This is a genomic window from Paraburkholderia nodosa, assembly GCF_001718195.1.
In the GTDB taxonomy this organism is placed as follows: domain Bacteria; phylum Pseudomonadota; class Gammaproteobacteria; order Burkholderiales; family Burkholderiaceae; genus Paraburkholderia; species Paraburkholderia nodosa_A.
The window spans coordinates 34052-57189 of record NZ_MCNV01000025.1 but is presented as its reverse complement, the minus strand read 5'-3'; the positions used below and the strand labels follow the sequence as shown (position 1 = coordinate 57189).

The following is a 23138-nucleotide window of genomic DNA, read 5'->3' as shown; positions in this document are numbered from 1 at the left end:
CAGGTGCGGTTCGCCGGTCTGGCCGAACGCGCGCTTCGCGCGCCGCGGGCAAGCACGGGCCGCCTCCGGTAGAAGACGGCGTGCGGAGGATCAGTATAGCGGCCTCGCGCGACACTGCGCAGCGTTGTGATGCCTGCGGCTGTGCCGGGAGTGGGAGGTACGGCCAGCGTCGCCGTGAAGCAAGCCGCGTGCCGTGCGACCGGACGCGCGGCATGCGGCTTCAGGCGGCATAAGACGGCGCGTAAAAGAGCCGGTTCATGAGCTTGCGCACCGCTGGCGCGAGTTCGCCTGCCGTGAGGCCCGCGGGGCCGTCGCCTTGTGCGCACAGCGTATCGGCGGCGAGGCCGTGCAGGTAGACGCCCGCGAGCGCCGCTTCATAGGGCGGCACGCGCTGGGCCAGCAGCGCGCCGATCATGCCGCCGAGCACGTCGCCGGTGCCGCCCGTAGCGAGGCCCGCGTTGCCGGTGGGATTGACGGCGACGCGGCCGTCGGGCGCGGCGACCACGGTGCCGCTGCCCTTGAGCACGGCAACCGCCGCGTAGCGGGCCGCAAGTGTTCGCGCAGCGACGAGGCGGTCGCGCTGCACCGCGGCGGTGTCGCAGCCGAGCAGGCGCGCCGCTTCCAGCGGATGCGGCGTGAGCACGCAAGGCGCGCCGCGCGCGGTCGCCGACTGCGCGACGTGCGCCGCGAGCGCCTCGTCGCGCGCGACGAGATTGAGCGCATCGGCATCGAGGAGCACGGGGGCGTGAAGGCGCAGGATGGCGTCCACGAGCTGGCGCGCCGACGCGCTGCCGCCCATGCCGCAGCCCGCCGCGACGGCGTCCATCGCGCCGAGCGAGAGCCTGGCCGCCGCGTGCAGCATGAGTTCGGGGTGCGGGGCGTCGTAGGGCGGCGCGTCGCTGCCGAGAAAGCCCACGTGAACCTTGCCCGCGCCGGTGAGGAGCGCCGCGCGCGCCGCGAGAATCGGCGCGCCGCACATGCCGGTATCGCCGCCGACGACGGCGAGCGTGCCGAACGTGCCCTTGTGAGTGGCGAAGTCGCGGGCGGGCAGCGCGGCGGCGAAGAGCGCGGGCGCGTTCAGGTGTGCGGCGCCCGGTGTGCCTGCGGTGTCGATGCCGATCGGCGCGACCGCGACGGCGCCTGCGTAGTCGCGCCCAACGCCCGTGTACAGTCCGGGCTTGGCGGCGATGAAGGTCACGGTATGGGTTGCGCGCACCGCCGGACCGCTGCCGACGACGTTGCCTGTGTCGCTGTCGAGGCCGCTCGGCACGTCGAGCGCGAGCACGTGGCCATGGCTGCGCGCGCGTGCCGAGAGCGTTACGGCGAGTTCGGCGAACACGCCCTCGAGCCCGCGCGCAAGGCCGATGCCGAACATGCCGTCGACGAGCCAGCCGTATGCATCGAACGATCCGGGCACCGACGCGGCGATGGGCACGCCCGCCGCACGCGCCTCGGCGAGCGCCCAGCGCGCGTCGTCGGGCTTGACCTCGACGGGCATGCAGACTTCCACGGCGACGCCCGCGCGATGCAGCTCCGTGGCGACGACGAGCGCGTCACCACCGTTGTTGCCGGGCCCGGCGGCGAACCAGACGGGCTTGTCGCTCGCCGACGAGGGCGCGTGCGCGAGTTGCTCGCTCAGGAAGTGCGCGGCGGCGGCGCCTGCGCGCGCCATGAGCGTGTGGGCAGGCAGAGCTGACTGCGCGGCGACTTCGGCCTCGCGCAGCGGTTCGACGGTAAGCAGCGGGACCGCACGATCGTGCGGGTAGACGAGCACCGGTTGCCCGGCGCCGGAGGAATGTAGAGCGTGCGTCATGGCGATGCGGTCCTCGGAGGCGACATCGCAACGATACCCGAGCATGCCTTCAGACGGCACGCCCCAGGCGCGGGCTGGACTGGCGCGGCGGCGCGGCAATGCCGCACACGCGTGCGCGGCTCAATCGCGGCCCGGCGAGAGCGCCTTGATGGTATCGGCCGGCAGGTCAGGCGCCGCGTTGGAGATCTGCTGGGCGATGAGACGCGCGGAGCCGAGCGAAAGTGCCCAGCCTGCCGGCCCGTGGCCCGCGTTGACGTACAGGCGCGGATGGCTCACGTTGCCGACCGCCGGCAGGCCGTCGGCGGAAAGCAGCTTCATGCCTTCCCACGCGAGCGCCGCCGAAATGCGCGCGGCGCCCGGCGCCCAGTCGCGCGACGCCTCGCCGAGCAGCGCGAGGGCGTCTTCGGTGAGCCCCTCGGGCAGCGCGTCATCGACCTCCTGTGCGCGCAGCAGCACGGCGGCGCCCGATATGCGCAGCCGGTGATTCATGCGCGCGATGGCGATGCGCTTGCCGGCGTCGACGATGGTCGTCTGCGGCACGCATTCCTCGTGTGCCACCGGCGAATTGAGCGTGTGCATGCGCAACGGATAAAACGGCACCTTGAGGCCGAGCGGCGCAAGCAGGCGCGGCGTTTGCACGCCCGCGGCGACCACGACGGCGTCGCCCGAGATCACCTCGACGTCGCGCGAGCGGCCCGCTTCGTGCGCCGGCGGCGCCAGCTCCACGGCTGCGCGCCGGTCTTCCAGGCGTATCGCATTGACCTCGCGGCTCATCTCGAACTGCACGCCGCCTTGGGCGTCGAGCACCTGCTTGAGCAGCTTCACGAAGAGCGGGCAGTTGGCCACCCGGCCGGTTTCGAAATGCACGCCGCCCGCAAACGGCGGATCGGCGGGGATGGCATGGTCGAAAGCCACGCATTCCGCGGGCGAAAGCGCGTGGTGAGGCGTCTCGAAGCGGCGCAGCAGTTCGAGGGCCGGTTGCGTGAGCGACCATTCGTCGTTGCCGCGCACGAGGTAGAGCAGGCCGTCGCGCTGCTCGTAGTCGAGCTGGAAGCGCGCGTCGATGTCGGCGAGCGCCGCTTGCGCCGAGTCGATGAGCGGGCGCAGCAGCGCATAGCGCCCGGCGAACGCCTCGGAGCCGTGCAGCGTGGCGAGGCGCTTGACGAAACCGTGCGCGTGCCCGCGCCAGCCCGTCTTGCTGATCACGCCGCCGGACGATTGACGGCCATTGCGCAGGAAGGTGGGGCCGAACCAGACGTCGAGCGGCGTGGGCAGCGCAATGCCGCTATGCCCATAGGTCGCGCCTTGCGCAACGGTGGCGTGGCGTTCGATTACGCAGACGCGATGCCCGGCCGCGCGCAGCTGCCAGGCGGTAGCGATGCCGGCGATTCCGCCGCCGATGACGATGACATCCATGACGATACGATCTGCAGGCAGGCGGCGCTCGCTCGGGTGAGGGCGTCCTGCCGAAGGTGGGGCGTGCGGCGCGCCGAAGCCATGCCCGGGTGCGCCGATCAGACGAAACGCGCAATCATAGCAGCGAAAGCGTCCGCGTCGCCATGCGCGAGGCCGGCTTGCCACACGCGTGTCGCACGGCCACCGGGGCGGTCAGGACAGGCCTTCCGGGTTATAATCGCGGTCTCCCTTCGCCTGACCGTCGCCATCCCCCGCGCGACGCATCGCCACCTTGCGACGTGTTTCGCGCGAGGCGAAGCCGCGACGCAACTCTGACGCAACCTCGACGCAACGCCCCAGTCCATGGCCCACTTCTCGTGTTTCCCCGGCGCTTCGGCCCTTTCCGACTTCCGTCAGACCCGCCTGCTCGAGACGCTTCAGCGTATCGACGCCAACATCGTCGGCGTGCACGGCCAGTATCTGCACTTCGTCAATTCGGCCGAGCCGCTCTCTGCCGACGACAGCGCGAAGATCGACGCGCTGATGCACTACGGCGCGCCGTTCGCGGCCCCGCAGGAGCGCGGCAGCGCGCTCACGTTCCTCGTCGTGCCGCGCTTCGGCACGGTGTCGCCGTGGGCGAGCAAGGCCACGGACATCGCGCACCATTGCGGCCTCGAGCAGGTGCGCCGCATCGAGCGCGGCGTCGAATACACCGTGGTGCTCAAGTCGGGCCTGCTCGGCGGCAAGAAGACGCTCCCGGAAGAGGCGCACGCCGCCGTCGCCGCGGCGCTGCACGACCGCATGACGGAAAGCGTGGCGCCTTCGCGCGACGCGGCACTGCATCTGTTCGATGAACTGCCGGCCCGCCCGATGCAGACGGTCGACGTGCTCGGCCACGGCCGTGCGGCGCTGGAAACGGCCAACGGCGAACTGGGCCTCGCGCTCGCCGACGATGAAATCGACTATCTCGTCGACAACTTCAAGAAGCTCGAGCGCAACCCGACCGACGTCGAGCTGATGATGTTCGCGCAGGCCAACAGCGAGCACTGCCGCCACAAGATCTTCAACGCGAGCTGGACGATCGACGGCCAGGATCAGGATATGTCGCTTTTCGCGATGATCCGCAACACCGAGAAGATCAGCCCGCAGGGCACGATCGTTGCCTACTCGGATAACTCGTCGATCATGGAAGGCGCGGTCGCGGAGCGCTGGTTCCCGCGCAAGAACCACGCCGACGGCACGCTCGGCGAACAGTACGGCCGCCACACCGAACTCACGCACACGCTGATGAAGGTGGAGACGCACAACCACCCCACGGCGATCTCGCCGTTCGCGGGCGCGGCGACGGGCTCGGGCGGCGAAATCCGCGACGAAGGCGCGACGGGCCGCGGCGCGCGTCCAAAGGCCGGTCTCACGGGCTTTACGGTTTCGAACCTCGATCTGCCCGACGCGCGCGAAGCATGGGAAGACGCGCGTGACGCGGCCGTGCCGCTCGCGCTGCGCAACCCCGCCGACACGCAGGGCGCCTATGGCCGCCCGGACCGCATCGCTTCGCCGCTGCAGATCATGATCGACGGCCCGCTCGGCGGCGCCGCGTTCAACAACGAATTCGGCCGGCCGAACCTCGGCGGCTATTTCCGTACCTACGAGCAGAACGTGGCGGGCACCGTGCGCGGCTATCACAAGCCGATCATGATCGCGGGCGGCCTCGGCAACATCAGCGCGCAGCACACGCACAAGCACGACCTGCCGGCCGGCACGCTGCTGATCCAGATCGGCGGCCCGGGCATGCGCATCGGCATGGGCGGCGGCGCGGCCAGCTCGATGGCCACCGGCACCAATACCGCCGAACTCGACTTCGACTCGGTTCAGCGCGGCAACCCGGAAATCGAGCGTCGCGCGCAGGAAGTCATCAATTCGTGCTGGCAGCTGGGCGAACGCAACCCGATCCTGAGCATTCACGACGTGGGCGCGGGCGGCCTTTCCAACGCCTTCCCGGAACTCGTCGACGGCGCCGACAAGGGCGCGCGCTTCGAGCTGCGCAAGGTGCAGCTAGAAGAGTCGGGCCTTTCGCCGCGCGAAATCTGGTCGAACGAGTCGCAGGAACGCTACGTTCTCGCGATCGCGCCCGCCGATCTGGCCGAATTCCAGGCGATCTGCGAGCGTGAGCGCTGCCCGTTCGCCGTCGTGGGCGTCGCGACCGACGCGCGCGACCTGAAGCTCATCGACACCGACGAGCAGGCGCTCGCGGCCAACGGCGGCCACCAGCCCGTCGACATGCCGATGGACATCCTGCTCGGCAAGCCACCGCGTATGCACCGCAACGTCGAGCACGCGAGCGTGCCGCTCGCGCCGGTCGAAGTCACGGGCGTCTCGCTCGACGAAGTCGCGAAGAGCGTGCTGCGCCACCCGACCGTGGGCAGCAAGTCGTTCCTCATCACCATCGGCGACCGCTCGGTGGGCGGCACGACGGTGCGCGACCAGATGGTCGGCCCGTGGCAGGTGCCGGTGGCCGACTGCGCGATCACCGCGCTCGACTACGCGGGCTACAAGGGCGAAGCGATGACGATGGCCGAGCGCACGCCGCTCGCCGTGATCGATGCGCCCGCATCGGGCCGCATGGCCGTGGGCGAGGCGATCACCAACATCGCCAGCGCGCCCATTTTGTCGCTCGACAAGCTCAAGCTCTCCGCGAACTGGATGGCCGCGTGCGGCGCACCGGGCGAGGACGCGGCGCTCTACGACACCGTGAAGGCGATCGGCATGGAGCTGTGCCCGGCGCTGGGCATCGGCATTCCGGTGGGCAAGGATTCGCTTTCCATGCGCACGAAGTGGAACGAAGCAGGCGTGGCGAAGGAAGTGGTCGCGCCGGTATCGCTCATCATCTCGGCGTTCGCGCCGGTCGACGACGTGCGCCGCCACCTCACGCCGCAACTGCGCCGCGTCGACGAGGCGGGCGAGTCGGTGCTGATCGCGATCGATCTGGGCCGCGGCAAGAACCGCATGGGCGGCAGCATCTTCGCGCAGGTCACGCAGCAGGTCGGCGACGCGGTGCCCGACGTGGACAGCGCCGAAGACCTCAAGCAGTTCTTCACGGCCATCCAGCAACTGAACGCGAACGAGCAACTGCTCGCGTACCACGACCGCTCGGACGGCGGCCTGTGGGCGACGGTCTGCGAAATGGCCTTCGCGGGTCACACGGGCGTGTCGCTGAACGTGGACATGCTCGCGCTCGACAGCGAGCACGAGTCCGACTACGGCGACGCCAAGGACTGGGCGAAGCAAACGAGCGGCCGCCGCGAAGACCGCACGCTGCGCGCGCTCTTCTCCGAAGAACTGGGCGCCGTGATCCAGGTGCCGGCACAGCAGCGCGACGTCGTGATGGGCGTGCTGCGTCAGCATGGCCTCTCGGTGTGCTCGCACGTGATCGGCACGCTGAACAATCGCGACTCGATCGAAATCTACCGTGACGCGAAGCGCATCTACGAAGCGCCGCGTGCGGAGCTGCAACGCGTGTGGAGCGAAGTGAGCTGGCGTATTGCGCGTCTGCGCGACAATCCCGCGTGCGCCGATTCCGAATACGACGCGCTCCTCGACGCCGCCGATCCAGGCATGCAGCCGCATCTCACGTTCGATCCGGCCGAGGACGTCGCCGCGCCGTTCATCGGCAAGGGTGCGCGTCCGCGTGTGGCGATCCTGCGCGAGCAGGGCGTGAACTCGCACCTCGAAACCGCTTACGCGTTCGACCGCGCCGGTTTCGACGCGCACGACGTCCACATGAGCGACCTGCTCGAAGGCCGCGCCACGCTCGCCGACTTCGCGGGTGCGGTGGCCTGCGGCGGCTTCTCGTACGGCGACGTGCTGGGCGCGGGCGAAGGCTGGGCCAAGACGATCCGCTTCAACGCGAAGCTCGCGGACATGTTCGCGGCCTTCTTCGCCCGTCAGGACACGTTCGCGCTCGGCATCTGCAACGGCTGCCAGATGATGTCGAGCCTCGCCTCGATGATCCCGGGCGCCGAAGCCTGGCCGAAGTTCACGCGCAACAAGTCGGAGCAGTTCGAAGCGCGCTTCTCGCTGGTGGAAGTGCAGGGCTCGCCGTCGATCTTCTTCAACGGCATGGAAGGCTCGCGCATTCCCGTGGCGGTCGCGCACGGCGAAGGTTTCGCGGACTTCTCGCAGCAGGGCGACATCGCGAAGGTCGCGGTGGCGATGCGCTACGTCGACCATCGCGCCCAGGCAACCGAGGCCTACCCGTTCAATCCGAACGGCTCGCCGCAAGGCATCACGTCGGTCACGACGCCCGACGGCCGCTTCACGGTGCTGATGCCGCACACGGAGCGCGTGCAGCGCACGGTGACGATGAGCTGGCACCCCGAAGCCTGGGGCGAGGCGAGCCCGTGGATGCGTGCGTTCCAGAACGCGCGCAAGTGGGTGGGCTAATGCGCCTCGCGAACCACGCGAACTTCGCGGACGGTTGACGCCGGAGCAGGACAACTCGCCCCGGCGGAAAACCCCGGTCCTGCCTCGATTGCGAGTGCGGACCGGGGTTTGTGCTTTTTGAGCGTTGGCCGGCGGGACCTTGCGGCGAAAATCGACATTAATCGCCGCACATTTTGCGGTGATTGGCTTGCGCGTGCGGCGAATACGTCTCATAATCGCCGCATGAATAGCGGCGAATACACCTACATCTGGGAAGCGGGCGACTGGCCTCAATGGCGCTTCGATCTGGCGGCGCTCGCCGAGCCCATGGCCGAGGTCAGCCGCGCCCAGGGCCTGTTGGTGGGCAGACTGGCCGATGTGGGACTCGCGCTGCGCGATCAGGCGAGCCTCGCGGCCCTGACGGAGGACGTGCTCAAGACCAGCGAGATCGAGGGCGAGCAGCTCGACGTCGCCTCCGTGCGTTCGTCCATCGCGCGTCGCATGGGCGTGGACATCGGGGCGCTCGCGCCGGTGGACCGCCACGTGGAAGGCGTGGTGGAGATGGTGCTCGACGCGACCACCAACAGCCGCGCGCCGGTTACGCGCGAGCGCCTGTTCGGCTGGCACGCCGCGCTATTTCCCACGGGCTACGCGGGCCTGTCGCGCATCAACGTCGGGGCATGGCGCGACGATGCGAGCGGGCCCATGCAGGTGATCTCGGGGCCGATCGGCCGTCAACGCGTGCATTTCGAGGCGCCGCCCGCGAACCGGCTGGAAGCCCAAACGCAGCGCTTTCTCGACTGGCTCAACGGCCCGCCGCAAGAGCCGCCGTTGATCAAGGCGGCCCTCGGCCACTTGTGGTTCGTCACGCTGCACCCGTTCGACGACGGCAATGGCCGCGTGGCAAGAGCCATCGGCGACCTGCTGCTCGCGCGCGCAGACGGCAGTGCGCAGCGCTTTTACAGCCTCTCCGCGCAGATCCAGCGGGAGCGCAAAGGGTATTACGACATTCTGGAGCGCACGCAGCGCGGCTCGATGGATGTCACGCTCTGGCTCGCCTGGTTCTTCGACGCGCTGCATCGCGCGGTCGATCAGGCGCAAATTACGCTGGACGCGGTGCTCGCCAAGGCGCGCTTCTGGCGCGAGTGGGCCACGACGCCCTTCAACGAGCGCCAGGTCAAGCTCCTGAACCGCTTGCTCGACGGCTTCGACGGCAAGCTCACGAGCGGCAAGTGGGCGGCTATTGCCAAATGCTCGTCCGATACGGCCTTGCGTGACATCAACGACCTGGTGGCGCGTGGCGTGTTGCGCAAGACGGAGGGTGGCGGGCGCAGCACGAGCTACGAGCTCAACGCGTAGTCCGCAAACAAAAACCCCGCGCCTTCGAAGGTCGCGGGGTTTTTTGCAGTACTTGGAGCCGCGTGCAGCCTTACTGAATCTTCGCCTGCTTGCGCAGATTCTCTTCGAACGCCTGCAGCTTTTCCTGCTGGATCTGCTGGACGATCTGCGGGCGCACCTGCTCGAGCGGCGGCGGCGTGACCGGGCGGATGTCGTCCACGCGGATGATGTGCCAGCCGAACTGCGTGTGCACCGGCGTATCGGTCATCTGGCCTTTCTGCAGATGCGTGGCCGCAGCCGCGAATTCCGGCACATAGGCCTTCGGATCGGACCAGTCGAGGTCGCCGCCGTTCTTGGCCGAGCCCGGGTCCTTCGAGTACTGCTTCGCGAGGTCTTCGAAGCTGGCGCCGGCCTTGATCTTCGCGATCAGGTCCTTGGCCTGCTGCTCGTTGTCCACGAGGATGTGGTGCAGATGGTATTCGCTGCCGCCCGCATCCTTGGTCAACTGGTCGTAGCGCGCCTTGACTTCGGCGTCGGTCGGCTGGTTGTTCTTCACGAAGTTCTGAATCAGCGCGCGCAGCACGACGGTCTGCTGGGCCACGGCGATTTGCGCCTTCACGTCCGGGTTGTTCGGAATGCCCTCGCGAATGGCTTCCTGCATGAGGATTTCGCGGTTCACGAGCTCCTCGCGCACCGCCATTTGCAGTTGCGGCGAATCCTGCTGGCCTTGTTGGACAAGCTGCTGGACCAGCGCATCGGCGCGCGCTTTGGGAATCGGCGTGCCGTTCACGACGGCGATGTTCTGCGCAAAGGCGGGAGCCGCCGCGCAGGCAGCCAGCAACACCCAGAGATGGGTCTTCTTCAAGGTCATCGGAAAGTCCTAACGGGGCGAACCAAAATGGCGAACAAAAAAGTCGAAATCTAACGTGGGCTAGCGGGGCAGCGCCGCGGCTTCTTCGGGCGTGAGCGCCGTGATCGCGAGAGCGTGGATGCCGCGCTGCATGGCCTCGGCCAGCGCATCATACACCATGCGATGCCTTGCCACGCGGGCTTTCCCCGCGAATGCGCCCGCAACGATCGTGACATGATAGTGACCGCCGGCAGCGGCGCCCGCGTGTCCGGCATGCTGCGCGCTGTCGTCGCGTACGTCGATCGAAACCGGGGTGAGCGCCGCGGTCAGGCGCGTTTCGATGAGCGCCATGCGCTCGGCGGGGCTGGCGTTGAGAAAGACGTCGTTCATTCTTCTTCCTTCATGTAACGCGAAAGCCACAGGCTCTGGCCGACGATGAACACCACGAGAATGCCGGTCGCGCCGAACAGCTTGAAGTCGACCCACGCGTCGGTGGAGAAGTGGAATGCCACGAAGAGATTGAGAATGCCGAGCAGCGCGAAGAAGATCGACCAGACGAAGTTCAGTTGCGTCCAGATGCGCGGCGGCAGGGTGATCTGCTTGCCCATCATCGCTTCGATGAGGTTCTTGCCGAAGGCCATCTGCGAGACGAGCAGCACGACCGAGAACGCCCAGTAGAGCACGGTGGGTTTCCACTTGATGAAGGTTTCGTCGTGCAGCATTAGCGTGGCGCCGCCGAACACGACGACGATGCCCAGCGAAAGCCACAGCATCGGGTCGACCTTGCGGTGACGGAACGCGACCCAAGCGATCTGCACGAGCGTAGCTCCAATCGCCACGGCCGTAGCCGTGAAGATGCCCCACAGCTTGAAGGCGACGAAAAAGAGGATGATCGGGAACAGATCAAACAGGAATTTCATTATCGGCCTGAGAGTTGACGAATTGAGCCCGGCAAAAGAGGGCACGAAGTTGTCAAGGCCGCATTGGGCCCCGCGCGGGGCGCGAGGCTGCCTTGGCAACGTCACTTGGGCTCGAATTGTAGCGCAGCCGAATTGATGCAATACCGAAGGCCCGTCGGGGCCGGACCATCCTCGAACACGTGGCCGAGGTGCGCGCCGCAGTTCTTGCAGCGCACCTCGATGCGAAGCATGCCGTGCGTGCGGTCGGTTTTCTCTTCGATCACCTCGCCGTTGATCGGGCGGAAGTAGCTCGGCCAGCCGCAACCCGCGTCGAATTTCGTGTCGGACTCGAAGAGCGGCGTGCCGCAACACACACAGTCATACACACCGCGATCGAAATGATCCCAGTATTTGCCCGTGAAGGCGCGCTCCGTGGCCGCATGGCGCGTGACCTGATACTGGCCTTCGTCGAGCTGCTCGCGCCATTGCTCGTCGGACTGGTAGCCGGGGTAGGAGGGGGAGTTGTGGTCGTCCTGGCTCATGTCGGGTTCCTGTCGGGTGGGAAACAAGGATCACGTAGATGGGGGCGCGCTCACGAAGAGCAACTGACTTCGAGCGAACTCGCCCAGTCGGGCGGCAGCCCTGCGTACGACGCGTTTTCGGGCTGCTCGTCGAATGGTCGCTCGAGCACCCTGGCGAGCCGCTCGACTTCGCTGAAGTCCTTCTGTGCAGCGCGCTCGATCGCCGTTTGCGCGAGGTGATTGCGCAGCACGTATTTCGGATTCGTGCGGTTCATCGCCTCGGCGCGCGCAGCGTCGTCGCGTGTTTCGTGCGCGAGGCGCGCGCGGTAGTCGGCAGCCCACGCGTCGAAGGCGGCGCGATCGAGAAAGAGATCGCGCACCGGCGTGTCGCCACTCGCGTCATGCTTCGAGACGCGCGCGAGATGGCGATACGTGAGCGTGAAATCGGCACGGTTGGCATGCATGATTTCGAACAGCTTGTTCGCGAGCGCGTCGTCGCCTTCGCGCTCGTGTTCGAGGCCGAGCTTCGCGCGCATGCGCGCTTCGAGCGCAGGCGCGAAGTGCCCCTTGAAGCGTTCGAGCACGCCTTGCGCGTCGGCTACCACGCGCTCGCCGCGCTTCTTTTCGTCGGCGATGTCGTAGTGCGCGCCGAACAGCGGCACGAGCGCCTGCGCGAGGCAAAAGAGATTCCAGTACGCGATCTGCGGCTGCATGCGATACGCGTAGCGGCCCTGCGAATCCGAATGATTGCAGATGTGGTTGGCGTCGAAGCCGTCCATGAAGCCGAACGGACCGTAATCGATCGTGAGGCCGAGGATCGACATGTTGTCGGTATTCATCACGCCATGGCAGAAGCCCACGGCCTGCCACTCGACCATCAGCGCTGCCGTGGTGCGCACCGCCTCGTCGAGCAGGGCGAGGTACGGGTCGTCGGCTTCGCGCAGTTGCGGATAGAAGCGCGCAATCACGTGGTCGGCGAGCGCGCGCAGCGCGTCCACGTCGTCGTGGGAATAGAAGTGCTCGAAGTGGCCGAAGCGCACGAAGCTCGGCGACACGCGCGTGACGACCGCGGCCGTCTCCATTTCTTCGCGGCGCACGGGCTGGTCGGAGCCGGTCACCGTGAGGGCGCGCGTGGTCGGAATGCCGAGATGATGCATGGCCTCCGAGCACAGGAATTCGCGGATCGACGAGCGCAGCACCGCGCGGCCGTCGCCCATGCGCGAGTAGGGCGTGCGGCCCGCGCCTTTGAGCTGGATCTCGTTGCGCCTGCCCTCGTGCTCGACCTCGCCGAGCGTGAGGGCGCGGCCGTCGCCGAGTTGGCCCGCCCATACGCCGAACTGGTGGCCGGAGTAGACCGTTGCGTAAGACATGGCCGAAGGCGAGCGCTCGCGCGTGAAATTTCCGCTAAAGAACCCGGCGAACGCGGGGTCGGCAACGGCGGACGGATCGAGCCCGAGTTGCGCGGCCATGGCCTGCGAGAAGCCGACAACGTAAGGCGCAGGCAGCGGCGCGCCGGGCAGCCGCGTGAAAAAGCGTGCGCCGAGCGCGGCGAAGGCGTCGTCGCGCGGCACGATCAGTGCGCGTTCGAAGTCGGCGAGCGGACCGGTGGCGGGCGGGTGCGTAGCGGACGAGCCGCCTTGGGAGTCGGGAGTGCCTGGTGAAAACGACATATTGAGGGCCTGTTGAATAGTCGATATTGTAAGTCCGCACCCGCCGGCGTGCTGGGGCACGTTCGAAGCTTGCCGGCGAGCCAGCCCGATGCGCCAAAGACAACGCCAGACAAAGCCGATCAAACGCGAGGAGACCGCCACCGATGACTGCGCCGCTGCTGGGACAGATGATGGATGTGCCGCTCACGCTCCCGTCGTTGATTGCGCATGCGGCGCGCCACCATGGCAACGCGCAGATCGTCTCGCGCCGCATCGAGGGCGATATTCACCGCTACACCTACCGCGAATGCGAGGTGCGCTCGAAGCAGCTTGCCCAGGCGCTCATTGCGCTGGGCGTGGCGCCGGGCGAGCGCGTCGGCACGCTGGCCTGGAACGGCTACCGGCACCTCGAAGCCTATTTCGGTGTGACCGGATTCGGCGCCGTGTGCCACACCATCAATCCGCGGCTCTTTCCCGAGCAGATCGCGTGGATCGTCAATCACGCCGAAGACCGCTACGTGCTGTTCGACATCACGTTTGCCGCGCTCGTCGACACGCTCGCGCCGCAATGCCCGAGCGTGCGCGGCTGGATCGCGTTGTGCGACGAGTCGCACCGGCCGGCAATGCGCACGGAAGTGCTCTGCTACGAAACGCTGCTCGCCGCGCAGGACGGCCACTTCGCGTGGCCCGAACTCGACGAGCGCAGCGCCTCGAACCTTTGCTACACGTCCGGCACCACGGGCAACCCGAAAGGCGCGCTGTACACGCATCGCTCGTCGGTGCTGCATGCCTATGGCGCGTCGCTGCCCGACGCCATGGGGCTTTGCGCGCGCGATGCGATCCTGCCGGTCGTGCCGATGTTCCATGTGAACGCATGGGGCATTCCGCATGCGGCGCCGCTCACGGGTGCGAAGCTCGTGATGCCCGGCAAGGATCTCGACGGCAAGTCGCTCTATGAACTCATGGAAGCGGAAGGCGTCACCGCCTCGGCCGGCGTGCCCACCGTCTGGCTCGGCTTGCTGGCGTATGTGCGCGCAGCGGGCGTGCGTTTTACCAAGCTGCAGCGCACGGTGGTCGGCGGCTCGGCCTGCCCGCCGGCGATCCAGCGCGCCTTCGAGGACGACTACGGCGTGCAGACCATCCACGCGTGGGGCATGACGGAGATGTCGCCTCTCGGCACGCTCTCGAGGCTCAACTGGGAGCAGTCGGAGCGCCCGCGCGAAGCGCAGCAGGCGCTGCTCGAAAAGCAGGGGCGCGTGATTTTCGGCGTGGACATGAAGATCGTGGGCGAAGACGGGCGGGAATTGCCGTGGGATGGCGTGACGTTCGGCGACCTGCACGTGCGCGGGCCGTGGGTGATCGATCGTTATTTCCGCCAGGAAAGCGGCTCGCCGCTCGTGGACGGCTGGTTCCCCACGGGCGACGTCGCCACGATCGACTCCGACGGCTTCCTGCACATCACCGACCGCAGCAAGGACGTGATCAAGTCGGGCGGCGAGTGGATCAGCTCGATCGACCTGGAAAACATCGCCGTGGCGCATCCGGCCATCGCGGAGGCCGCGTGCATTGCCTGCGCGCATCCGCGCTGGACCGAGCGGCCGCTCATCGTCGCGGTGAAGAAGCCTGGCGCCGCGGTGACGCGTGAAGAGCTGCTCGCGCACTTCGAAGGCAAGGTCGCGAAATGGTGGCTGCCCGACGACGCCGTCTTCGTCGACGAATTGCCGCACACGGCAACGGGCAAGCTGCAAAAGCTCAAGCTGCGCGAGCAGTTCCGCGCCTATGTGCTACCGACTGCGTTGGCCGTGGAGGGCTGTCCGCTCGACCCGGCGCAAGACGCCGCGAAGCGCGGATAAGCCACCCCGAGCCGCCCGCGCAGCCGCGCAAGGTTCTCCGGCGCAGCCATCTGGCTGCGTTTTTTTCTTCCGACTTTACCGGTCAACCCGCCAGATTCGTGGGTTCAGTACAAACCCTGGCGTCCGCAGCGCAGCAAAAAATTGAACGAACGTTCTTTTTTGGGTATTCTGCCTGCTGACCGGGAATGTCGGACAATGAAACCGACGACGCACATCGCGGCCCGCAAGCATGGAGGCAGGCAAATGGCAGTGGACTACACGACTCGCGACGGCGTCGCCGTCATCACGCTCAATAATCCGCCCGTCAATGGCCTCGGGCATTCGACCCGCGCAGGCATTGTCGAGGGCCTCGCGCGCGCCGCTAGCGATCCGGCCGTTGCGGCCATCGTGATCACGGGCGCCGGCAAGGCGTTCTCGGGCGGCGCGGACATCACCGAATTCAACACGCCCAAGGCGATGCAGGAGCCCACGCTCCACACGGTCATCAAGGAAGTCGAAAAGAGCGCGAAGCCGGTCGTGGCCGCGATCCATAGCGTGGCCATGGGCGGCGGTCTCGAACTCGCGCTCGGCGCGCACTACCGTATCGCTGCTCCCGGCGCGCAGATCGCGCTGCCCGAGGTGAAGCTCGGCATTCTGCCGGGCGCGGGCGGCACGCAGCGTCTGCCGCGTGCGATCGGCCTGGAAGCCGCGCTCAACATGATCGTCACGGGCGCGCCTGTGATGAGCGAAAAGCTCGCGAATTCGGGGCTCTTCGACGCCATGGCGCAAGGCGATCTGCTCGAAGAGGCAATCGCATTCGCGCGCAAGGCGGCCGACAAGCCGGGCCCGCATCCGCTCGTGCGCAACCGCAAGATCGAACACGCGAACGCCGAAGGCTTCCTGCAGTTCTCGCGCAACACCGTGGGCGCGATGGCGAAGAACTATCCCGCGCCGGTGAAGTGCGTCGACGCCATTGCTGCGGGTGTGAAGCAGGGCTTCGAAAAGGGCCTCGCCTTTGAGCGCGAATGCTTCCTCGAACTCGTGCAGACGCCGGAAAGCCGCGCGCTGCGCCACGCGTTCTTCGGCGAGCGTGCCGCGAGCAAGATTCCCGACGTGCCGTCGAGCACGCCCACGCGCGACTTCCAGAAGGTGGCCGTGATCGGAGCGGGCACGATGGGCGGCGGCATCACGATGAACTTCCTCAACGCGGGCGTGCCGGTCACGCTGCTGGAAACGAAGCAGGAAGCGCTCGATCGCGGCCTCGCCACGATCCGCAAGAACTACGAAGCGCAGGTCAAGAAGGGCAAGCTCACGCAGGAGAAGCTGGAGGCGCGCATGGCGCTCATCAGCCCGACGCTCTCCTACGACGACCTCAAGCAAGCCGATCTCATCATTGAGGCAGTATTCGAAGAACTCGGCGTGAAGGAGCAGGTGTTCAAGCGCCTCGACGAATTCGCCAAGGCTGGCGCGATCCTCGCCTCGAACACTTCGACGCTCGACGTCGACAAGATCGCGGCGTTCACGAAGCGTCCGCAGGACGTGGTGGGTCTGCACTTCTTTAGTCCTGCCAACGTGATGAAGCTGCTCGAAGTCGTGCGCGGCAAGGAAACGGCCAAAGACGTGCTCGCCACCGTCATGCAGGTCGCGAAGAAGATCCGCAAGACGGCCGTGGTGTCGGGCGTGTGCGACGGCTTCATCGGCAACCGCATGATCGAGCAGTACGTGCGTCAGGCGCTCTACATGCTCGAAGAAGGCGCACTGCCCGCGCAAGTGGACCGGGCAGTCGAAAAGTTCGGCTTCGCGATGGGCCCGTTCCGCATGAGCGATCTGGCCGGCAACGATATCGGCTGGGCCATTCGCAAGCGCCGCTATCAGGAACACCCGGACATGAAGTACTCGAAGATCGCCGATCGTCTGTGCGAGACCGGCCGCTTCGGGCAGAAGACCGGCGCGGGCTGGTACGACTACAAGGCGGGCGAGCGCAACGCGCTGCCTTCGAAACTCGTCGACGAGATGATCGTCGCGTACTCGAAGGAAGCCGGTGTTGAGCGCCGCAAGATCAGCGACGAGGAAATCGTCGAGCGTCTCGTGTTCTCGCTCGTCAACGAAGGCGCGAAGATTCTCGAAGAGGGCATCGCTTCGAAGGCGTCGGACATCGACATGGTCTATCTCACGGGCTACGGCTTCCCGCTGTGGCGCGGCGGCCCGATGCTGTACGCCGACACGGTCGGCCTCTACAACGTCGAGCGCGCGATTCGCCGCTATGCGCAGCAGCGCAATGGCGAGGCGTGGGAAGTCGCGCCTTCGATCGTCGAACTGGCTGCCAGTGGCGGTACGTTCAACTAAGCATCACTTACGGACGCAAAAGCGGACGAGCAGGCGGACGAACATCATGAGAAGCGCAGACGACGTGCTCCTGCTGATCGACCTGCAATACGACTTCATGCCCGGCGGCGCGCTTGCTGTCGCGCGTGGCGATGAAGTCGTGCCGGTCGCGAACCGGCTCGCGCAGGGCTTCAGCCACGTGGTGCTCACGCAGGACTGGCACCCGGCGCAGCACGTTTCATTTGCGGCCAACCACGCGGGGCGCGCGCCGTTCGAGACGACGGCGCTGCCCTACGGCGAGCAAGTGCTGTGGCCCGTGCATTGCGTGCAGGGCACCGAAGGCGCGGCGCTGCATCGCGACCTGGACGTGCCGCACGCGCGCGCGGTGATCCGCAAGGGCCATCACGCCGACGTGGACAGCTACTCCGCGTTTCTCGAAGCCGACCGCAAGACGCCGACGGGCCTCGCGGGTTATCTGCGCGACGTAGGCGTGAAGCGCGTGTACTGCTGCGGCCTCGCGACCGACTACTGCGTGGCGTGGTCCGCGCTCGACGCGCGCGCTGCCGGCTTCGAAACCGTGCTGATCGAAGACGCCTCGCGCGCCATCGACCTGAACGGCTCGCTTGCCGCCGCGTGGCAGCAGTTGCTCGCGGCCGGTGTGAAGCGCGCGCAGTCGGCCGAGGTGCTGGCACTGTCCGCCTGAACGTCCAATCAAAGACATCCTGTGGATTCAATATTCGTAGTGGGAGACATCGCATGACTGACGCCGTAATCGTATCGACCGCCCGCACGGGCCTCGCCAAATCCTGGAAGGGCGCCTTCAACATGACGCACGGCGCCACGCTCGGCGGGCACGTGACGCAAGCCGCCGTCGAGCGCGCGAAGATCGACCCCGCGCGCGTGGAAGACGTGATCATGGGCTGCGCGAACCCCGAGGGCGCCACGGGCGCGAATATCGCGCGCCAGATCGCGCTGCGTGCGGGCCTGCCCGTGAGCGTGCCGGGCATGACGGTGAACCGCTTCTGTTCATCTGGACTCCAGACGATCGCGCTTGCCGCGCAACGCGTGATCGTGGGCGAGGGCGACGTGTTCGTCGCGGGCGGTGTGGAATCGATCTCGTGCGTGCAGAACGAGATGAACCGCCACATGGTGGCCGAAGGCTGGCTCAACCAGCACAAGCCCGAAATCTACTGGAGCATGCTGCAAACGGCCGAGAACGTCGCGAAGCGCTATGAAATCTCGAAGGATCGCCAGGACGAGTACGGCGTGCAGTCGCAGCTGCGCGCGGCGGCCGCGCAGGCAGCCGGTCTCTTCAACGACGAAATCGTGCCGATGACGGTCCTCGCCGGTGTCGCCGACAAGGCCACGGGGCAGCTCGTCACGAAGGAAGTGACGATCGCCGCCGACGAAGGCATTCGCGCCGACACCACGCTCGAGGGCGTTGCGAAGATCCGCACGGCGATGCCGGGCGGCGTTATTACGGCCGGCAACGCGAGCCAGTTCTCGGACGGTGCGAGCGCCTGCGTCGTGATGAACGCGAAAGTCGCGGAACGCGAAGGCCTGCAGCCGCTCGGCATTTTCCGCGGCTTCGCCGTGGCGGGCTGCGAACCGGACGAGATGGGCATCGGTCCCGTGTTCGCCGTGCCCAAGCTGCTCAAGCAGACGGGACTGAAGGTCGAGGACATCGGCCTGTGGGAACTGAACGAAGCGTTCGCAGTGCAGGTGCTGTACTGCCGCGACAAGCTCGGCATTCCCGCCGACCGTCTGAACGTGAACGGCGGCGCAATTGCCGTCGGTCACCCGTATGGCGTATCGGGCGCGCGCCTCACGGGCCACGCGCTCATCGAAGGCAAGCGCCGCGGCGCGAAGTTCGTCGTGGTGACGATGTGCATCGGCGGCGGGCAGGGCGCTGCCGGCCTCTTCGAGGTCGTGTGATGCACGGTGCGGCGGACTCGCGAGAGTCTGCCGCCGCCTCGGCCACACCACCGCTTTCCCGCGGCTTTCCGCGTGCCGAGCCGCTCTCGCACCCGTGCCGCTGCGGGTATCATGACGGCTATCGGCGCGCGCACGGTGCGGCGCCTGTTCCCATGCAGACTGAAAGAGGTGAGTTCGTGATTCGTCATATCGTGATGTGGAAGCTCAAGGAGTCGGCCGAAGGCGCGACGCGCGCCGAGAACGTCGTGAAGTTCAAGGCGCTGCTCGAAGGCTGCCGCGATCTCGTGCCGGGCACGCTGCACCTCGAAGTCGGTGTGGCCGAGCCGGGCCTCGCTTCCACATTCGACCTCGTGCTCGTCTCCGACTTCGCCGACCAGGCCGCGCTCGACGGCTATCAGGACCACCCCGAGCATCTCGTCGTGAAGCAGTTCGCGAAGCTCGTGGTCGAGTCGCGTCAGTGCGTGGATTACGTGGTCTAACGCGCATCATGACCGGTACCGCAGATCAATCGCAGGGCGGCGGCGCGCCAAAAAGCGAAGACGCTCAAGAACCGCAACCATCGCTCACGATCATCGAGAGTCCCTTCGTCGAGCACCTCGGCGCGCAACTCGTGAGCGCGCGTGACGGCGCGAGCGAAGTCGTGCTGCCGCTCGCCGAGCGGCATCTGAATACATGGGACGTCGCGCACGGCGGCGTCACGATGACGCTCGCCGACATCGCGCTCGCCATGGCCGCGCGCAGCGTCGCCGCCGACGGCGTGGGCGTCGTCACCGTCGAAATGAAAGTGAACTTCATGCAGCCGGGGCGCGGCGAATTGCGCGCCACCGGCCGCGTGCTGCACCGTTCCACTACCATGGCCTATTGCGAAGGCGAGATTCGCGACAGCGAAGGCCATTTCGTCGCCAAGGCGCTCGGCACCTTCAAGTACATGCGCCGGCTTGCGGTGGGCCGTGACGTGACGCGTCAGCGTCTGCGCAGCGACCCCAGCGCGCGGCCGGGGCCGAGCGACGGTTAAACGCGCAATCGGGCGCGTGCGAGGGCTTTGCTCGTGCGCACCCGGGTGCTGTTCTCTCGCGCGGCAGGCGTGCAACGCCTCGCCGCGCCCAACGAAGCAACACGGATGCCATGACCCAGACCAATCGCCAGATCCTGCTCGCTTCGCGCCCGGAAGGCGCCGCGAGCGTCGATAACTTCCGCCTCGTCAAAACGCCGCTCGCACCGCTCGAAGAGGGCCAGCTGCGCGTGCGCAACCACTATCTCTCGCTCGATCCGTACATGCGCGGGCGCATGAACGACAGTAAGTCGTACGCAGCGCCGCAGCCGCTCGACTCGGTGATGATCGGCGGCACGGTGGGCGAGGTGGTCGAATCGCGCAACCCGAAGTTCAAGGTCGGCGACAAGGTCGTGGGCATGTTCGGCTGGCAGGAGTTCGGCACCTCGAACGGCAGTGACCTGCATGTCGTCGATACGACGCATGTGCCGCTTTCCGCGTACCTCGGGCCGGTCGGCATGCCGGGCGTCACCGCGTGGTACGGCCTGAATCGCATCATCGAGCCGAAGGCGGGGCAAACCGTCGTCGTGAGCGCGGCGAGCGGCGCGGTGGGCAGCGTGGTCGGCCAGCTTGCGAAGCGCGCGGGCTGCCGCGCAGTGGGTATCGCGGGCGGCGCGGACAAATGCCGCTATGTCGTGGAGACGCTCGGCTTCGACGCATGCGTCGACTACAAGGCCGGCAATCTCTATCAGGATCTCAAGGCCGCGACGCCGGACGGCGTGGACGGCTACTTCGAGAACGTCGGCGGCGCGGTGCTCGACGCTACGCTCGCGCGCATGAACGCGTTCGGCCGCATCGCGCTGTGCGGGATGATCGCCGGCTACGACGGCGAGCCGATGCCGCTCAAGTATCCGCAACTGCTGCTCACGCAGCGCCTGCTTGCGCAGGGCTTCATCGTGAGCGAGCACATGGAAGTGTGGCCGCAGGCGCTCGCTGAACTGGGTACGCTGGTCGCGAAGCAGCAGCTCGCGTATCGTGAGACCGTGGCCGAGGGGCTCGAGAACGCGCCCGGCGCGTTCCTCGGCATGCTCAAAGGCCACAACTTCGGCAAGCAGCTCGTCAAGTTGATCTAACTATCTGAGTGTGAGCGCAAGCGCCCGGGAAGGGGCGCTTCGCTTTTCCGTGCGCAGTGTTCACCGCAACCTTCACCGCAGGATTCGCAATGTCCGAACCGTTTGAGTTCGACGGCCGCGTGGCTGTCATCACGGGCGCGGCAAGCGGCTTTGGCCGCGCGTTCGCGCAACAGGCCGCAGCGCTCGGCATGAAGCTCGTGCTCGCCGATGTCGATCAGACGCTGCTCGACGAAACCGTCAATGCCTTGCGCGAAGGCGGCGCGCAGGCCATCGACGTGCGCACCGACGTGCGCGATGCCGCGCAGGTCGACGCACTCGCTAAGGCCGCGCTCGACGCGTATGGCAAGGTCCATCTGCTCTTCAACAACGCGGGCGTCGGCACCGGCGGCTTCGTGTGGGAAAGCACCGCGAAGGACTGGGACTGGGTGTTCGGTGTGAACGTAATGGGCGTGGCCAATGGCGTGCGCAGCTTCACGCCAGCCATGCTCGCGCAGGGCGAGCGCGCGCATATCGTCAACACGGCGTCGGTGGCGGGGTTGCTTTCGCCGCCCGCCATGGGCGTGTACAACGCGTCGAAGCATGCCGTGGTCTCGCTCACCGAGACGCTTTATCACGACCTGAAGAACGTGACCGACAAGGTGAGTTGCTCGTTGCTGTGTCCGGCCTTCGTGTCGACCGGCATCGCGAACGCCGAGCGCGCCCGCCCTGACGATCTTCGCAACGAAGAACCACCCACGCGCTCGCAGCAAGCCGCCGATCTGCAGTTGCAGCGCGCGGTGCGCTCCGGCAAGCTCACGCCCGACGACGTCGCGAAGGCGACCTTCGACGCCGTGCGGGACGGGCACTTTTATATCCTCACGCATCCGCAGATTCTTCCTTCGGTGAAGCTGCGTCATGAGGACATCGAAACATTGCGCAACCCGACCGATCCGCTCTCGCTCAAACCTGAAGTCAAGAAAGCGCCGCAATAAACGCGGCGGTGGTCACGCTCGTGCGTTACGACGGCACGATCCACGAGTTCATCAAGATGGGCGCGTTCATCGACGAGGCGCGGCGCGCACAGCAGCAGGCCGCGCACGCGCCGCGCGTCGCGTACGGCACGGGCGACTGAAACGCGCTCAGCCTCTTTCGACGGTATAGGTTTCGTGGCGCTCGAAGGCGCCCGGGCGGACGACGCGATGCGCGCCGTCGTCGTCGCTGCGCTCTAGCGCTTCCACATCCAGCAGGGTGCCGCGCAGCGTGACGCGCAGCGCCGTGGTGCCGCGTGTGCCGTAGTCGGGCGTTTCGATGAATGCCGCGGAAAGCGCACGTTCGCGTTCGAGCGAAATGCCCGTGGCGGGCAACTCGCGGTCGGGCGCGACCTGCGGGTCGCGCATCATGTCTACGAGCCGCGCGAGTGGGACTTGCGCGTCGCCCGTCGCGAGCTGTGCGAGTTCTGCGCGCTTGCGTACGAGCTTGGGCCACGGCGTGTCGAGCACGGCATTGGAAATGCCGTGCGTGCCTTCGGGCAGCAAGGCCGGCGCGCGGTCCGCGCGATTGCAGTACCACGCCAGCTCGCGCCGCGTCCAGTCGCCGACGATCAGATTGAAGCCGTTATAGAGATCGCCCGAGCGCGCAATCTCGTCGAGATAGCCGAGCGGCGTATCGGGCAGACCTTGCGCGCCGGTGAGCCAGCGCGAGACGAGCGTGCCGCGCGTGGGCGCGTCGGGGCGCATGTCGTTCGGCGCGCGATAGTTCGTGAGCGCGGCGAAGCGGCCGCGGCGCGTCATGCCCAGCCACGTGCCGCCGCCGACGAGATCGCGGCCCGCCAGCACGCCCGTTGCCGAACTGCCCGGGGACGTGACGTCGTCCGAGGCGTTCCACCAGTGCAGCGGGTCGGCGGTGCGGCGCAGGAACTCGTCGCGGTTGGCCGCGAGCGTGAAAAGCGCGCCGGCGCGCGCGCGCGGACGCCAGTCGAACACGATCAGGCACATGGAACTGGCCCCTGCAGGGTCGGGTCTGGGGCCATGCCCAGGCAACGTGAGGCGCCGGGCGCCTC

19 protein-coding genes are annotated in these 23138 nt (G+C 67.2%); 11 read left to right on the top strand and 8 right to left on the bottom strand.

The features are described from left to right. Nucleotides 1-220 precede the first annotated feature (220 nt). Entirely contained in the window at nucleotides 221-1813 is a 1593-nt protein-coding gene (locus BFD71_RS30810) for an NAD(P)H-hydrate dehydratase (RefSeq protein WP_069268128.1), read from the bottom strand. Between the two features lie 120 nt (nucleotides 1814-1933). Beyond that, complete coding sequence (locus BFD71_RS30805; RefSeq protein ID WP_069268091.1) at nucleotides 1934-3229, bottom strand: FAD-dependent oxidoreductase; 1296 nt, start codon at nucleotides 3227-3229, stop codon at nucleotides 1934-1936. A gap of 342 nt (nucleotides 3230-3571) precedes the next feature. Here BFD71_RS30805 and purL point away from each other — a divergent pair, with 342 nt between their 5' ends. Both purL and BFD71_RS30795 read left to right on the top strand, forming a co-directional pair. Further along, on the top strand, nucleotides 3572-7648 hold the full coding sequence (gene purL / locus BFD71_RS30800; RefSeq protein WP_069268090.1) for a phosphoribosylformylglycinamidine synthase: 4077 nt from the start codon (nucleotides 3572-3574) through the stop codon (nucleotides 7646-7648). Between the two features lie 222 nt (nucleotides 7649-7870). Continuing rightward, nucleotides 7871-8986, top strand: coding sequence for a Fic family protein (locus tag BFD71_RS30795; RefSeq protein WP_069268089.1), 1116 nt, complete (start codon nucleotides 7871-7873; stop codon nucleotides 8984-8986). A 70-nt stretch (nucleotides 8987-9056) separates the two neighbouring features. Here BFD71_RS30795 and BFD71_RS30790 read toward each other — a convergent pair whose 3' ends face one another. The 5 genes from BFD71_RS30790 to BFD71_RS30770 form a co-directional block, all read right to left on the bottom strand. Further along, on the bottom strand, nucleotides 9057-9836 hold the full coding sequence (locus tag BFD71_RS30790; protein ID WP_069268088.1) for a peptidylprolyl isomerase: 780 nt from the start codon (nucleotides 9834-9836) through the stop codon (nucleotides 9057-9059). A gap of 60 nt (nucleotides 9837-9896) precedes the next feature. Then, nucleotides 9897-10205, bottom strand: a complete 309-nt coding sequence (locus tag BFD71_RS30785) for a BolA family protein (protein WP_069268087.1) — start codon at nucleotides 10203-10205, stop codon at nucleotides 9897-9899. After that, the gene (locus BFD71_RS30780) at nucleotides 10202-10735 is read right to left on the bottom strand and encodes a septation protein A (RefSeq protein ID WP_069268086.1); all 534 of its coding nucleotides are present in this window, start codon (nucleotides 10733-10735) and stop codon (nucleotides 10202-10204) included. Before BFD71_RS30780 ends, BFD71_RS30785 begins: the two co-directional genes overlap by 4 nt. A 101-nt stretch (nucleotides 10736-10836) precedes the next feature. After that, nucleotides 10837-11256, bottom strand: coding sequence for a peptide-methionine (R)-S-oxide reductase MsrB (gene msrB, locus BFD71_RS30775; RefSeq protein ID WP_069268085.1), 420 nt, complete (start codon nucleotides 11254-11256; stop codon nucleotides 10837-10839). A gap of 50 nt (nucleotides 11257-11306) precedes the next feature. Then, nucleotides 11307-12905: a protein adenylyltransferase SelO gene (locus BFD71_RS30770; RefSeq protein ID WP_069268084.1), complete on the bottom strand. Its 1599-nt coding sequence runs from the start codon at nucleotides 12903-12905 to the stop codon at nucleotides 11307-11309. Nucleotides 12906-13048: 143 nt separating this feature from the next. Between BFD71_RS30770 and BFD71_RS30765 the strand changes: the two genes are divergently transcribed. From BFD71_RS30765 to BFD71_RS42355, 9 genes are all read left to right on the top strand, one after another. After that, nucleotides 13049-14737, top strand: coding sequence for a 3-(methylthio)propionyl-CoA ligase (locus BFD71_RS30765; RefSeq protein ID WP_069268083.1), 1689 nt, complete (start codon nucleotides 13049-13051; stop codon nucleotides 14735-14737). 243 nt (nucleotides 14738-14980) lie between these two features. Continuing rightward, complete coding sequence (locus BFD71_RS30760) at nucleotides 14981-17062, top strand: 3-hydroxyacyl-CoA dehydrogenase NAD-binding domain-containing protein (protein WP_069268082.1); 2082 nt, start codon at nucleotides 14981-14983, stop codon at nucleotides 17060-17062. A 46-nt stretch (nucleotides 17063-17108) separates the two neighbouring features. Continuing rightward, on the top strand, nucleotides 17109-17744 hold the full coding sequence (gene pncA / locus BFD71_RS30755) for a bifunctional nicotinamidase/pyrazinamidase (protein WP_069268081.1): 636 nt from the start codon (nucleotides 17109-17111) through the stop codon (nucleotides 17742-17744). Between the two features lie 53 nt (nucleotides 17745-17797). Then, nucleotides 17798-18976, top strand: coding sequence for an acetyl-CoA C-acyltransferase (locus tag BFD71_RS30750; RefSeq protein WP_069268080.1), 1179 nt, complete (start codon nucleotides 17798-17800; stop codon nucleotides 18974-18976). Nucleotides 18977-19152: 176 nt separating this feature from the next. After that, entirely contained in the window at nucleotides 19153-19455 is a 303-nt protein-coding gene (locus BFD71_RS30745; RefSeq protein WP_069268127.1) for a Dabb family protein, read from the top strand. 8 nt (nucleotides 19456-19463) lie between these two features. After that, entirely contained in the window at nucleotides 19464-19991 is a 528-nt protein-coding gene (locus BFD71_RS30740; RefSeq protein ID WP_083245560.1) for a PaaI family thioesterase, read from the top strand. Nucleotides 19992-20101: 110 nt separating this feature from the next. Beyond that, the gene (locus tag BFD71_RS30735) at nucleotides 20102-21100 is read left to right on the top strand and encodes an NADP-dependent oxidoreductase (protein ID WP_069268079.1); all 999 of its coding nucleotides are present in this window, start codon (nucleotides 20102-20104) and stop codon (nucleotides 21098-21100) included. A gap of 89 nt (nucleotides 21101-21189) precedes the next feature. Then, complete coding sequence (locus tag BFD71_RS30730; protein WP_069268078.1) at nucleotides 21190-22071, top strand: SDR family oxidoreductase; 882 nt, start codon at nucleotides 21190-21192, stop codon at nucleotides 22069-22071. An 8-nt stretch (nucleotides 22072-22079) separates the two neighbouring features. Continuing rightward, nucleotides 22080-22211 (top strand): hypothetical protein, encoded by a 132-nt coding sequence (locus BFD71_RS42355; RefSeq protein WP_256094984.1) that lies wholly within the window; start codon nucleotides 22080-22082, stop codon nucleotides 22209-22211. A 7-nt stretch (nucleotides 22212-22218) separates the two neighbouring features. Here BFD71_RS42355 and BFD71_RS30725 read toward each other — a convergent pair whose 3' ends face one another. Next, complete coding sequence (locus tag BFD71_RS30725; RefSeq protein WP_069268077.1) at nucleotides 22219-23073, bottom strand: NRDE family protein; 855 nt, start codon at nucleotides 23071-23073, stop codon at nucleotides 22219-22221. Nucleotides 23074-23138 lie beyond the last annotated feature (65 nt).